This window comes from Rhizobium sp. Pop5 (genome assembly GCF_024721175.1).
GTDB lineage: Bacteria > Pseudomonadota > Alphaproteobacteria > Rhizobiales > Rhizobiaceae > Rhizobium.
This window is the reverse complement of record NZ_CP099399.1, coordinates 3,980,209-3,993,370: the sequence shown is the minus strand read 5'-3', so window position 1 is coordinate 3,993,370 and position 13,162 is coordinate 3,980,209. Positions and strand designations below refer to the sequence as shown.

Sequence of the window (13,162 nt, the reverse complement as noted above, 5' to 3'; positions counted from 1 at the left end):
TGAAACCACCGTAGCGTCAAGTTTTGCAGGCGCCGCAGGCGTCCGATCTCAATACTGGCCGGGCGATTTCGCCAAAGGCGGGTCTTGGCAAGCACAGAAGGGACGGTTAGTTCATTGCCAATTCTTTCATGCAGGTATGTCGAGACGAAACGATGGAACTTCAAGAGCGCTTGAACGAGGTATGGTCGCGGATTGCGGCAGGCGAACGCGCGGCAGGCCGCCCGGCTGGCTCCGTTCAGCTCGTCGCCGTGTCGAAGACCTTCGAGGCGGATGCGATCCACCCGGCGATCGACGCCGGCCAGCGCGTCTTCGGCGAGAACCGGGTGCAGGAAAGCCAGGGCAAATGGCCTGATCTGAAGGCTGAGCATCCTGACATAGAGCTGCACCTGATCGGGCCGCTGCAATCGAACAAGGCGGCGGATGCGGTGGCGCTTTTCGACGTGATCGAGACAGTGGACAGGGAAAAGATCGCCCGCGCGCTTGCCGAGGAGATGAAGCGGCAGGGCAAAACGCCGCGGCTTTACGTCCAGGTCAATACCGGGCTCGAGCCGCAGAAGGCGGGCATCGCTCCGGCCGATACGCCCGATTTCGTCGCTCTTTGCCGCAAAGTGCTTGGCCTATCCATCGACGGGTTGATGTGCATTCCGCCGGCCGAGGAAAATCCCGGGCCGCATTTCGCACTGCTGGCAAAGCTTGCCCGCAAATGCGGCGTCGAAAAACTCTCCATGGGCATGTCGGGCGACTACGAGACAGCGATCGCATTCGGCGCCACCAGCGTGCGTGTCGGATCCGCGATTTTCGGCGCGCGCTGATACCTGCTTTGGTCGGGCTTCCCGTCCTCCCCCACCCCGTCTAAATTGATATCGACGTTTGCGATGTCCTGGGGAGGAGCAGATGCAGAACGGTTATCATCAGGCCTATGCCGCCTGGAAACGTGATCCGGAAGCATTCTGGCGCGAAGCCGCCGCCGAAATCGACTGGTTCACGCCGCCGGAGCGGATATTCTCGCCTGAAGAGGGCGTCTATGGCCGATGGTTTCCAGAGGCCGAGACCAATACCTGCGCCAACTGCCTGGACCGGCATGTGATTTCAGGACGCGGTAGCGAAACGGCGATCATCTTCGACAGCGCGATGACCGGCGAGAAACGCCGTTACACTTATGACGAGGCGCTCGCCGAGGTGAGGGCCATCGCTGCGGTATTGCTCGAGCTTGGTATCGGCAAGGGTGATCGTGTGATCCTCTATATGCCGATGGTGCCGCAGGCGGTGTTCTCCATGCTCGCATGCGCCCGCATCGGCGCGGTTCATTCCGTCGTTTTCGGCGGTTTTGCCGCTAGTGAGCTTGCGGCGCGCATCGACGACAGCGGCGCCAAGCTGGTGATCACCGCGAGTTGCGGGCTCGAGCCCGGCCGCGTCGTTGCCTACAAGCCGCTGGTTGACCAGGCGATCGAGATCGCGCGGGTAAAGCCGGTGCACTGCCTGGTGCTGCAGCGGCCGCAGCTTCAGGCCGATCTCGTCAGCGGCCGCGATCAGGATTTCGAGATGGCGGTCGCGCGCCATCGCGGCGCAGAGGTCGCCTGCGTTCCCGTCAAGGCGACCGATCCGCTCTACATCCTCTACACCTCCGGCACGACCGGCCAGCCGAAGGGCGTCGTGCGCGACAATGGCGGTCATATGGTCGCGCTCAGCTGGTCGATGCGGAATATTTACGGCCTGACGCCGGGCGAGGTCTTCTGGACGGCTTCCGATATCGGCTGGGTCGTCGGTCATTCCTATATCGTCTATGCCCCGCTGATCGCGGGTGTGACGACACTGATCTTCGAGGGAAAGCCGGTCGGCACTCCCGATGCCGGTGCGTTCTGGCGGATCGTTTCGGAATACAAGGTGCGCGTGCTCTTCACGGCGCCGACCGCGTTCCGCGCCATCCGGCGGGAAGACGGTGAAGGCGAACTGCTGCGGAATTATCCCATGCCGGATTTCCGGGCACTGTTTCTCGCCGGCGAAAGGGCCGATCCCGAGACGCTGAAATGGGCGGAGCGCATGCTTGGCGTACCGGTCATCGATCATTGGTGGCAGACGGAGACCGGCTGGCCGATCGCAGCAAATCCGCTCGGTCTCGGCGCCCTTCCCGTCAAACACGGATCGCCGACGCTGCCAATGCCCGGTTACGAGATTATGGTATTCGACGATGCCGGCCATCCGATCGAGGCGGGAACGCTCGGCAATATCGTCGTGAAGTTGCCGCTGCCGCCCGGCTGCCTGCCCACCCTCTGGGAGGCGGACGATCGCTTCCGATCGGCCTATCTCAACGAGTTTCCCGGCTACTACAAGACGGCCGACGCCGGCTATGTCGATGAGGACGGCTACCTCTTCATCATGTCGCGCACTGACGACATCATCAATTGCGCTGGTCATCGGCTTTCGACCGGAGCGATGGAGGAGGTCTGCGCGCGCCATCCCGATGTCGCCGAATGCGCGGTCATCGGCGTGAATGACCCGCTGAAGGGGCAGGCACCCTGCGGTTTCCTAGTACTGAAACGGCATGTTTCCCGTGAAACGGCGGCGGTCGAATCAGAGGTCGTCGCGATGATTCGCGAATCAATCGGGCCTGTCGCAGCCTTCAAAACCGCCATCACCGTTAACAGATTGCCGAAAACGCGCTCCGGCAAAATCCTGCGCGGCACGATGCAGAAAATTGCCGACGGCATACCCTGGAAAATGCCTGCAACCATTGACGATCCGGCGATTCTGGAGGAGATCGCCGAGGCGCTTCGCAGGCGTGGTTTCGGCTCCCTGCCAATGTGAAATTAAGCTTTCGATAAGCCTGATTGAGAAATTGTTAACCATCTTGCGCAAGGATTTGTTAACGGCGATGGCTTGCATAGCAGGCTTTGCATGATGCAGTCGCCGTTACCGGCCTAGTCCGGAATGCCCCTTTCTCTCAGACTGTGGAACGGATCATGACAAGCATCCTCACAAACAACGCTGCCATGGCAGCGCTGCAGACTTTGCGCGGTGTAAACGATAGCCTCAAGGACACCCAGGGTCGCGTTTCCTCCGGTTATCGTGTCGAAAAAGCAGCCGACAACGCCGCCTACTGGTCGATCGCAACGACCATGCGCTCCGACAACAAGGCGCTTTCGGCAGTCTCCGATGCTCTCGGCCTCGGCGCAGCCAAGGTCGATACCGCCTATTCAGCCATGAGCAGCGCGATCGACGTCGTCAGCGAAATCAAGGCGAAGATCGTTGCCGCCACCGAAAAGGGCGTCGACAAGACGAAGATCCAGCAGGAAATCAGCCAGCTGCAGCAGCAGCTGCTGAGCATCGCCCAATCGGCTTCCTTCTCCGGCGAAAACTGGGTCGCCGGTGCTTCCGGCACCAAGAGCGTCGTCTCGTCCTTCGTTCGCGACGGCAGCAATGCTGTATCGGTCAAGATGACCGATTACGTACTGGATTCAGGAACACTCGGAAACGTGCTCTTCGGCATGACCTCCACCGGCGCGATCGAGACCACCAGCGGCATCATCGGTACGGCATTCAACGGAACCTACGGCGGCGTCGCAATCGTCATGCCGTCAATCTATGCCCTCGACATCAGCACTTTCACGCAGGGTCAGCTTGATGGAGCCTTGACCGGCGTCGAACTTGTTTTTGGCGCCATGACAGCGGCCGGCTCGGCTCTCGGTTCGATCTCGACCCGGATACAGCTGCAGGAAAACTTCGTCAGCGGCCTTCATAATTCGATCGATTCAGGCGTCGGTCGTCTCGTCGATGCCGATATGGAAGAGGAATCGAGCAAGCTCTCGGCGCTGCAGACGCAACAGCAGCTCGCCGTCCAGTCGCTCTCGATCGCCAATAGCTCCGCACAGAACATCCTCACCCTGTTCCGCAGCTAATTCGAAGCAGGCAACCCCAACAAAAAACCCCGCCGGTTCGGCGGGGTTTTGACGAGATGGCTGGTATCTCAGTACTGATCGTCTTCTTCTTCGTCCTTCGGGGCCGAACGCAGCGAGCTCAGCTTGCGGAAGACGGCGTCGGCGTCGATTTCCTTTTCCTCTTCGCGCTCGTAGCTCGGGGTCAGGCGTTCCGTCTCCTGAGCCGATTGCAGCGTTGCGCCGAGTTCGGCGGCGGTGGGCAGCGGACGGCCCTTGGATGCCTTTTCCACTTCCATATCGAGATCGATCTGGCTGCAGAGGCCGAGTGTCACCGGATCCATCGGCGCCAGATTGGCGGAGTTCCAGTGGGTGCGCTCGCGGATCTGCTCGATCGTCGATTTCGTCGTTCCGACGAGGCGGGAAATCTGCGCGTCCTTCAGTTCCGGGTGGTTGCGGACGAGCCAGAGAATGGCGTTCGGGCGATCCTGGCGCTTGGAAACCGGCGTATAACGTGGGCCGCGGCGCTTGGATTCCGGTACGCGCACCTTCGGCTCGGAAAGCTTGAGCTTGTGGTTCGGGTTGGCTTCGGCACGGGCAATCTCGTCGCGCGAAAGCTGGCCGGTCGAGATCGGGTCGAGGCCCTTGATGCCCTGCGCCGCTTCGCCGTCGGCGATCGCCTTGACTTCGAGCGGATGCAGTTTGCAGAACTGCGCGATCTGATCGAAAGACAGTGCCGTGTTGTCGACGAGCCAGATGGCGGTCGCCTTCGGCATGAGCAGTGTTTGAGCCATGGATATAGTCCTTCTATCGTCCGCGCCGGTCGCGGTCCGTGGATTGTCACCACAATGTCCGGGAAATATGCCGCTATATAACCGTACTGTCGCAGAATTGCAATTCTTCCGAAATGAAATGACCTTCGTCTAATTGCCGTGTCGATGCGACCTGCTATGAATTGCCCTGATTTGAATCCGGGCCTCATAGATCGCTTGGCCCGTCGCATGTCCTATGAGGAGGAGTTCCATGTCGGAGAAGATCTATCCGGTGCAGAAGCCGGTGAAGGCGCGTGCCCTGATCGATAAGGATAAGTACCTGAAATGGTACGAGGAAAGCGTCGAGAACCCGGACAAGTTCTGGGGCAAGCACGGCAAGCGGATCGACTGGTTCAAGCCCTATACCAAGGTCAAGAACACGTCTTTTACCGGCAAGGTCTCGATCAAGTGGTTTGAGGACGGCCAGACGAACGTCTCCTATAATTGCATCGACCGCCATCTGAAAACCAATGGCGACCAGGTGGCGATCATCTGGGAAGGCGACAACCCCTACGTCGACAACAAGGTCACCTATAACGAGCTCTACGAGCATGTCTGCCGAATGGCGAACGTCTTGAAGAAGCACGGCGTCAAGAAGGGCGATCGCGTCACCATCTACATGCCGATGATCCCGGAGGCGGCCTATGCGATGCTTGCCTGCGCCCGCATCGGCGCGGTGCATTCGGTCGTCTTCGGCGGTTTCTCGCCCGAAGCGCTGGCCGGGCGCATCGTCGACTGCGAGTCCACCTTCGTCATCACCTGCGACGAAGGCGTGCGTGGCGGCAAGCCGGTGCCGCTGAAGGACAATACCGATACTGCAATTCATATTGCAGCACGCCAGCACGTGATCGTGGAGAAGGTTCTGGTCGTTCGCCGCACCGGCGGCAAGACCGGCTGGGCGCCCGGCCGCGACCTCTGGTATCATCAGGAGGTCGCCAGCGTGAAGGCGGAATGCCCGCCGGTGAAGATGAAAGCGGAAGATCCGCTCTTCATCCTTTATACGTCGGGCTCGACAGGCAAGCCGAAGGGCGTGCTGCACACCACGGGCGGCTACCTCGTCTATGCCTCGATGACGCATGAATATGTCTTCGACTACCATCACGGCGACGTCTACTGGTGCACGGCCGATGTCGGCTGGGTCACCGGCCACTCCTATATCGTCTATGGGCCGCTTGCGAATTGCGCAACGACGCTGATGTTCGAGGGCGTGCCGAATTTCCCCGACCAGGGCCGGTTCTGGGAAGTCATCGACAAACACAAGGTCAATATCTTCTATACCGCGCCGACGGCGATCCGCTCGCTTATGGGTGCAGGCGACGAATTCGTCACGCGGTCCTCGCGCTCCTCGCTGCGCCTGCTCGGCACTGTGGGCGAACCGATCAACCCGGAAGCCTGGGAATGGTACTACAACGTCGTCGGCGACAAGCGCTGCCCCGTCATCGATACCTGGTGGCAGACGGAAACCGGCGGCCATATGATCACGCCGCTGCCGGGCGCCACCGATCTGAAGCCCGGTTCGGCGACGACACCGTTCTTCGGCGTCAAGCCGCAGCTGGTCGACAATGAAGGCAAGGTGCTGGAGGGTGCCGCCGACGGCAATCTCTGCATCACCGACAGCTGGCCGGGCCAGATGCGCACGGTCTATGGCGATCACGAGCGCTTCATCCAGACCTATTTTTCCACCTACAAGGGGAAATATTTCACCGGCGACGGCTGCCGGCGCGATGCCGACGGCTATTACTGGATCACCGGCCGCGTCGACGACGTGCTCAACGTCTCCGGCCACCGGCTGGGGACCGCGGAAGTGGAATCGGCGCTCGTCTCGCACAATCTGGTTTCGGAAGCGGCCGTCGTCGGTTATCCGCATCCGATCAAGGGCCAGGGCATCTATTGCTATGTGACTTTGATGGCCGGCCACGAAGGCACCGATACGCTTCGCCAGGAGCTGGTGAAACATGTCCGCGCCGAAATCGGGCCGATCGCTGCCCCCGATAAGATCCAGTTCGCGCCGGGCCTGCCGAAGACCCGTTCCGGCAAGATCATGCGCCGCATCCTGCGCAAGATCGCCGAAGACGATTTCGGCGCTCTCGGCGACACTTCGACGCTCGCCGATCCCGCTGTCGTCGACGATCTGATCGCCAACCGGCAGAACAAGGTGACTGCTTAAACGACAAGGCCGCTCCCTCTTGTCGGAGCGGCCTTATTTTTCCGCGCGGGAAATGCCGCTGCTTTTAAGCGGCGCTTTGGCTCCCCGAGCCGAATCAAAAATCGATCGCCCGGCCATTGATCTCATAGTCCCCGAAGCGCGCCGGTTCAGCTCCCCCGCGGCCGCCGGTTTCCGGCGGCAATTCGAGAGGCTTCTGGTTCTTCCGCCGTTCCTCGGCTTCGGCAAGGGCACGTTTGGCAGCCGGCGACAGCATCTTGCGCGGCGGCTCCGATCCCTCGGTTGCCGCGGTTTCGCTATTGTCGTTATCGGCTTCCTGCATTGGCTTCTCCTGCCGGAAAACATTGAAAATGGCCGGCGAATAACCAAATCATAATGCGCCGGCGCCGGGATTTAAAGCTTCTGACGCCGAAATCGGAGATGGAGATCAGCAATGAACCTCGTTCGCACTGCCATGTTGCTTGCCTTCATGACGGCGCTTTTCATGTTTGTCGGCTTCCTGATCGGCGGCCGGGCAGGCATGATGATTGCATTCCTCATTGCCGCCGGCATGAATTTCTTCTCCTACTGGAACTCCGATCGTTTGGTGCTTTCGGCCTATCGCGCCCAGGAGGTCGATGAGCGCAATGCGCCGGAATTCTTCCGGATCGTGCGCGATCTCGTCCGCAATGCCGGGCTGCCGATGCCGAAGGTCTATCTCTATGATAGCCCGCAGCCGAACGCGTTTGCTACCGGCCGTAATCCTGAAAACGCCGCGGTCGCTGCCTCGACAGGTCTTCTAAGGGCATTGTCTCCCGAGGAAGTTGCCGGCGTGATGGCGCATGAGCTTGCCCACATCCAGAACCGCGACACGCTGACCATGACGATCACCGCAACGCTTGCCGGCGCGATCTCGATGCTCGGCAACTTCGCCTTCTTCTTCGGCGGCAACCGCGAGAACAACAACAATCCGCTCGGCTTCGTCGGGGTCCTCGTCGCCATGATCGTGGCGCCGCTCGCCGCCATGCTGGTGCAGATGGCGATCAGCCGCACCCGCGAATATTCGGCGGACCGACGCGGCGCCGAGATCTGCGGCAATCCGCTCTGGCTCGCCTCGGCGCTCGGGAAGATTGCGCGGGGTGCCGCCCAGGTGCCAAACGAAGATGCCGAGCGCAATCCGGCGACGGCGCATATGTTCATCATCAATCCGCTCTCCGGGGAGCGCATGGACAACCTGTTTTCGACCCATCCGAACACGGAAAACCGCATCGCCGCGCTGCAGGAGATGGCACAGGGTGGCATGAATGTCTCGACGGGACCGGTTCGTGCTGCTAATCCGTCGCGCAAATCGCGCTCTGTTCCGAATACGGGTCGCGGTGGTTCGCAACCGCCAAAAGGTCCGTGGTCTTGAATTCAGACGGCACGAAGAAGCCATTCCGCAAACAGAAGCCCTCCGCTCCACGATCGGCGCCAGCCAAGCCCGGCCTGCAGGCGCGGGCCGCGGCGGCGAAAATCCTGGCGGCGGTCGTCGACCGCAAGCTGCCGCTCGATGGTGCGCTCGATCATGAGCATGGCAATCCGGCCTATAAGGCGCTCGGCGAAGGCGACCGGGCGCTTGTTCGCGCCATGCTGAACACGACGCTGCGCCATCTGCCGCGCATCGATGCGGCAATTGCCGCGCTCTTGGATTCGCCGCTGCCGGAAGGCGCGCGGGCGCTGCACCACGTTCTCGCGATCGGCGCGGCGCAGATCCTCTATCTCGACGTGCCCGATCATTCGGCCGTCGACCTTGCCGTCGAACAGGCCAATCAGGATCCGCGCAATCGCCGTTTTGCCAAGCTGGTCAATGCTATCCTCCGTCGTCTCGGCCGCGAAAAGGATGCGGTGCTGGAAGAGATCGGCAAGGTCGCGCCGATGCCGGCCTGGTTCATTGCGAGGCTGGAAAAGGCCTATGGCCGCGAAGTGGCGCTGGCGATTTCGGAGTCCCAGCTCGAGCCGGCGGCGATCGATCTGACCGTCAAATCCGATCCCGAAGATTGGGCAAAACGGCTGAACGGGGTTGTCCTGCCGACCGGCGGGGTGCGTCTTGCGACCTTTGAGGGCGGCATTCCTTCGCTCGAGGGCTTCGACGAGGGCGCATGGTGGGTGCAGGATGCGGCGGCGAGCATTCCGGCCAAGCTTTTCGGTGATCTCTCCGGCAAGAGAGCCGCCGATCTCTGTGCTGCGCCTGGCGGCAAGACGGCGCAGGTCATCCTTGCCGGCGCCACCGTCACCGCCCTCGATCAATCGGAAAGCCGGCTCAGACGGCTGCGATCGAATCTCGACCGGCTCGGCCTGAAGGCGGAGACGATCGCGGCGGATCTCACGAAATTCGAACCGGCGCAGCGCTTCGACGCGATCCTGCTGGATGCCCCCTGCTCCTCAACCGGGACGACCCGGCGCCATCCCGACGTGCTCTGGACCAAAGGTCCCGAGGACATTGCCAGGCTGGCCGCGCTGCAGGAGCGGCTGCTGCGTCACGCGCTGACATTGCTGAAACCGGGCGGCACGCTGGTTTTCTCGAATTGCTCTCTCGACCCCGCCGAGGGCGAGGAGGTCGTCGCCCGCGTTCTTTCCGATACGGAGGGGCTTGAGCGTGTGGCGATCGGCGCTGGCGACTGGCCCGGTCTTGAAGCGGCGATCACGCCGCTCGGCGAGTTCCGCACGCTTCCCACGATGCTGAAAATGCCTGACGGTTTTGCCTCCGGCCTCGACGGCTTCTATGCAGCCGTGCTGCGACGAACAGCCTAATCGCAGCTTCCAGTACCGCCGCATAATTTCCGGCGGTGCGCATGAATTTGAGTATATTCGAACCTTGTCACGAATTAATTCATTGCGGGCGATGAAATCGGCCACTTTTCACCTATTCTTAACCACGAGGGTCAATAGACAATAGAATATGCAGTCCGGTCGGCGTTTTGCGAGCATGTATGTTCGGGAAGCTTGGCGGCGCGCCTTGCGCCGCGTCGCGTTGCTGCGCCTGAAGCTCTCCCGCCATTCGATCAAGCCGCCCGAGCGCCTGATCGTCGCGCCGACCGACCTTCGCAGCATCGACCCGCATGTGGCCGACGAGATCCTCAACGGACGTTTTCTGCTCGCCGGGCGCATGCTCGAAACCGGCGGGAAATCACCCTTTACCTTCACCCTGCCCTCGCGCCCTTTCGCGATCCGCCTGCACAGCTTCGGCTGGCTGCGGCACATGCGGGCGAACAAGACGGAGCGCAGTTCGGCCGCCGCCCGCGCGATCGTCGACAGCTGGCTTTCCATCCATGCCGGCCGCATGGAAGGGATTGCCTGGGAAATCGATGTGACCGCTCAGCGCGTCATTGCGTGGTTGTCGCATTCGCCCGTCGTGCTGCAGAACGCCGATCGCGGCTTTTATCGCCGCTTCATGAAATCGCTGGCGTTCCAGGTCCGGTTCCTGCACCGCGTGGCGCCGTATACACTGGGTGGGCTGGAACTGTTTCGGCTGCGCATCGCGCTCGCCATGGCTTCCGTCGCCATGCCGACCCGCGCATCCACGCTCAAAAGGGCGGCACAGGCGCTCGACCGCGAATTCGATAGCCAGATTCTGGCCGATGGCGGCCATGTCTCGCGCAATCCGCGCGTCGGTCTGGAATTGCTGCTCGATCTGCTGCCGCTGCGGCAAACCTACGTCAATCTCGGCCATGACCTGCCGCAGAAACTGATCTCCGGCATCGACCGCATGTATCCGGCATTGCGGTTCTTTCGCCATCAGGACGGGGATCTGGCGCTCTTCAACGGAGCGACTTCGACGCTCGCAAACGAGCTGATGTCCGTGCTCAGATATGATGAGACTGCCGGCCAGCCGTTCAAGGCTCTGCCGCATTCGCGCTATCAGCGGCTGGCCGGGGGAAAGACGGTGATCATCGCCGATACGGGCACGCCGCCTTCGGGAGGCGCGCGGCGCACGGCGCATGCCGGCAGCCTCTCCTTCGAAATGTCGTCCGGCCGCCATCGCTTCATCGTCAATTCCGGCTCGCCGAAATTCGCCGGGCACCGTTACATCCAGATGGCGCGCACGACGGCGGCGCATTCGACCGTCATTCTCAACGACACGTCCTCCAGTCGTTTTTCGCCCTCGCCCTTCCTCGGTCACGCGATCATCGAGCCGGTCAAATCAGTCGCCGTCGAGCGGGCCGAAACCGAGGACGGACGCGATGGCATCAAGCTCAGTCATGACGGTTATCTGAGGGCGTTCGGCGTGCTGCACGAGCGGGAGCTGACCCTCAATGCCACCGGCTCGATCGTGACGGGCCGCGACCGGCTTGTCGTCCAGGATGGATATCAGAATGACGAGCCGCTGAAGGCAGTCGCCCGCTTTCATATCCATCCCGCGATCGTCTTGCAGCAGAGCGACAGCGAGTCCGTGCTGCTGATGGCGCCGGACGGCGAAAGCTGGCTGTTCTCCGCGCCCGGCAACGAAGTGCTGATCACCGAAGACATCTTCTTTGCCGATAGCTCCGGCATTTGCGGTTCGGACCAGATCGAGATCGACTTCGATCTCGCCGATAAGACGGAAATCCGCTGGTTCTTGTCCCGCAAAGGCTAGATCATATGCTGAGGCCTGTTTGCGCGGCGGCAAAGCTGTGCTAACGCGGCGCCAGCGTATAGACGTCCGTTGTGACGTCTCCCGAAGCCCGAACGGAGAAGGTTTCATGGCCGTCATTTCCAAGAAGATCCCCGCCCCCGACAAGGTCGAAATCAAGACCGCCCTCCTCTCCGTCTTCGACAAGACCGGGGTCGTCGAACTTGCGCGCTCATTGTCGGAGCGAGGTGTGCGGCTGCTGTCGACCGGCGGTACCTATAAGGCGATCGCCGCTGCCGGCCTTGCCGTCACCGATGTCTCCGAAATTACCGGTTTTCCCGAAATCATGGACGGGCGCGTCAAGACGCTGCATCCGACGGTGCATGGCGGCCTGCTGGCGATCCGCGACGACAACGAGCACCAGGAGGCGATGAAAAAGCACGGCATCGAGGGTATCGATCTCGCCGTCATCAACCTTTACCCCTTCGAAGAAGTGCGCGCGGCCGGTGGCGACTACCCCACGACCTTGGAGAATATCGATATCGGCGGTCCGGCGATGATCCGCGCATCGGCCAAGAACCATGCCTATGTGACGATCCTGACCGATCCGGCCGATTATGCCGAGTTCCTGGAGCAGCTCTCCGCTGGCGACGGCAAGACCGCCTATGCCTTCCGCCAGCGCATGGCCGCCAAGGCCTATGCACGCACCGCGGCCTATGACGCGATGATTTCCAACTGGTTTGCCGAGGCGCTGTCGATCGACACGCCGCGTCACCGCGTCATCGGCGGCGCGCTCAAGGAGGAGATGCGCTACGGCGAAAACCCGCACCAGAAGGCGGCCTTCTATGTGACCGGCGAGAAGCGCCCGGGCGTTTCCACGGCTGCGCTTCTCCAGGGCAAGCAGCTCTCCTACAACAATATCAATGACACCGATGCCGCTTACGAACTCGTTGCCGAGTTCCTGCCGGAGAAGGCGCCGGCCTGCGCCATCATCAAACATGCCAACCCTTGCGGCGTTGCCACCGGATCGAGCCTGGTCGAGGCCTATCGGCGGGCGCTCGCCTGCGATTCCGTTTCGGCCTTCGGCGGCATCATCGCACTGAACCAGATTCTGGATGCCGAAACGGCCGAGGAGATCGTCAAGCTGTTCACCGAAGTCATCATCGCGCCCGATGTAACCGAAGAGGCGAAGGCGATCGTCGCCCGCAAGCCGAACCTGCGGCTTCTGTCGGCCGGCGGTCTGCCCGATCCGCGCGCTGCGGGCCTGACGGCGAAGACCGTTTCCGGCGGCTTGCTCGTCCAGAGCCGTGACAATGGCATGGTCGAGGACCTGGAACTCAAGGTTGTCACCAAGCGTGCGCCGACGGCGCAGGAACTTGATGATATGAAGTTCGCCTTCAAGGTCGGCAAGCATGTGAAATCGAATGCCGTGGTCTATGCCAAGGACGGCCAGACGGCTGGCATCGGCGCTGGTCAGATGAGCCGGGTCGATTCCGCCCGCATCGCCGCGTTGAAGGCCGAAGAGGCCGCCAAGGCGCTCGGCCTTGCGGTTCCGATGACAAAGGGCTCGGCGGTCGCTTCCGAAGCCTTCCTGCCGTTCGCCGACGGCCTTCTGTCGATGATCGCCGCAGGCGCGACTGCGGTCATTCAGCCCGGCGGTTCGATGCGCGACCAGGACGTTATTGATGCCGCCAACGAACACGGCGTCGCCATGGTCTTCACCGGCATGCGCCATTTCCGGCACTGA

At 61.7% G+C, this 13,162-nt stretch carries 10 protein-coding genes; 8 read left to right on the top strand and 2 right to left on the bottom strand.

The window, feature by feature from the left end; all coding sequences use genetic code 11:
* Positions 1-152: 152 nt before the first annotated feature.
* From NE852_RS21715 to NE852_RS21705, 3 genes are all read left to right on the top strand, one after another.
* Positions 153-812, top strand: coding sequence for a YggS family pyridoxal phosphate-dependent enzyme (locus NE852_RS21715; protein WP_008528691.1), 660 nt, complete (start codon positions 153-155; stop codon positions 810-812).
* An 82-nt stretch (positions 813-894) separates the two neighbouring features.
* Positions 895-2,805: a propionyl-CoA synthetase gene (locus tag NE852_RS21710; RefSeq protein ID WP_258156082.1), complete on the top strand. Its 1,911-nt coding sequence runs from the start codon at positions 895-897 to the stop codon at positions 2,803-2,805.
* A 155-nt stretch (positions 2,806-2,960) separates the two neighbouring features.
* Positions 2,961-3,896: a flagellin gene (locus NE852_RS21705; RefSeq protein WP_008528685.1), complete on the top strand. Its 936-nt coding sequence runs from the start codon at positions 2,961-2,963 to the stop codon at positions 3,894-3,896.
* Positions 3,897-3,964: 68 nt separating this feature from the next.
* Here the strand turns inward: NE852_RS21705 and NE852_RS21700 are convergent, their stop codons facing one another.
* On the bottom strand, positions 3,965-4,666 hold the full coding sequence (locus NE852_RS21700) for a DUF1013 domain-containing protein (RefSeq protein ID WP_258156081.1): 702 nt from the start codon (positions 4,664-4,666) through the stop codon (positions 3,965-3,967).
* A 229-nt stretch (positions 4,667-4,895) separates the two neighbouring features.
* Here NE852_RS21700 and acs point away from each other — a divergent pair, with 229 nt between their 5' ends.
* Positions 4,896-6,851 (top strand): acetate--CoA ligase, encoded by a 1,956-nt coding sequence (acs, locus tag NE852_RS21695; protein WP_258156080.1) that lies wholly within the window; start codon positions 4,896-4,898, stop codon positions 6,849-6,851.
* Between the two features lie 94 nt (positions 6,852-6,945).
* On the opposite strand, the gene NE852_RS21690 is transcribed toward acs, so the two are convergent.
* Positions 6,946-7,170, bottom strand: a complete 225-nt coding sequence (locus NE852_RS21690) for a DUF1674 domain-containing protein (protein WP_008528674.1) — start codon at positions 7,168-7,170, stop codon at positions 6,946-6,948.
* Positions 7,171-7,281: 111 nt separating this feature from the next.
* Here NE852_RS21690 and htpX point away from each other — a divergent pair, with 111 nt between their 5' ends.
* From htpX to purH, 4 genes are all read left to right on the top strand, one after another.
* Complete coding sequence (gene htpX, locus NE852_RS21685; RefSeq protein WP_008528673.1) at positions 7,282-8,238, top strand: zinc metalloprotease HtpX; 957 nt, start codon at positions 7,282-7,284, stop codon at positions 8,236-8,238.
* Complete coding sequence (locus NE852_RS21680; protein ID WP_037172022.1) at positions 8,229-9,617, top strand: RsmB/NOP family class I SAM-dependent RNA methyltransferase; 1,389 nt, start codon at positions 8,229-8,231, stop codon at positions 9,615-9,617. Before htpX ends, NE852_RS21680 begins: the two co-directional genes overlap by 10 nt.
* Before the next feature lie 148 nt (positions 9,618-9,765).
* Positions 9,766-11,439, top strand: coding sequence for a heparinase II/III family protein (locus tag NE852_RS21675; RefSeq protein WP_052034554.1), 1,674 nt, complete (start codon positions 9,766-9,768; stop codon positions 11,437-11,439).
* A 106-nt stretch (positions 11,440-11,545) separates the two neighbouring features.
* Positions 11,546-13,162 (top strand): bifunctional phosphoribosylaminoimidazolecarboxamide formyltransferase/IMP cyclohydrolase, encoded by a 1,617-nt coding sequence (gene purH / locus NE852_RS21670; RefSeq protein WP_258156079.1) that lies wholly within the window; start codon positions 11,546-11,548, stop codon positions 13,160-13,162.

Excerpts from the sequence above, each read along its gene's own strand:
- NE852_RS21715 (WP_008528691.1), top strand. The coding sequence starts at position 153 with ATGGAACTTCAAGAGCGCTTGAACGAGGTATGGTCGCGGATTGCGGCA.
- NE852_RS21710 (WP_258156082.1), top strand. The coding sequence starts at position 895 with ATGCAGAACGGTTATCATCAGGCCTATGCCGCCTGGAAACGTGATCCG.
- NE852_RS21705 (WP_008528685.1), top strand. The coding sequence starts at position 2,961 with ATGACAAGCATCCTCACAAACAACGCTGCCATGGCAGCGCTGCAGACT.
- NE852_RS21700 (WP_258156081.1), bottom strand. The coding sequence starts at position 4,666 with ATGGCTCAAACACTGCTCATGCCGAAGGCGACCGCCATCTGGCTCGTC.
- acs (WP_258156080.1), top strand. The coding sequence starts at position 4,896 with ATGTCGGAGAAGATCTATCCGGTGCAGAAGCCGGTGAAGGCGCGTGCC.
- NE852_RS21690 (WP_008528674.1), bottom strand. The coding sequence starts at position 7,170 with ATGCAGGAAGCCGATAACGACAATAGCGAAACCGCGGCAACCGAGGGA.
- htpX (WP_008528673.1), top strand. The coding sequence starts at position 7,282 with ATGAACCTCGTTCGCACTGCCATGTTGCTTGCCTTCATGACGGCGCTT.
- NE852_RS21675 (WP_052034554.1), top strand. The coding sequence starts at position 9,766 with ATGCAGTCCGGTCGGCGTTTTGCGAGCATGTATGTTCGGGAAGCTTGG.
- purH (WP_258156079.1), top strand. The coding sequence starts at position 11,546 with ATGGCCGTCATTTCCAAGAAGATCCCCGCCCCCGACAAGGTCGAAATC.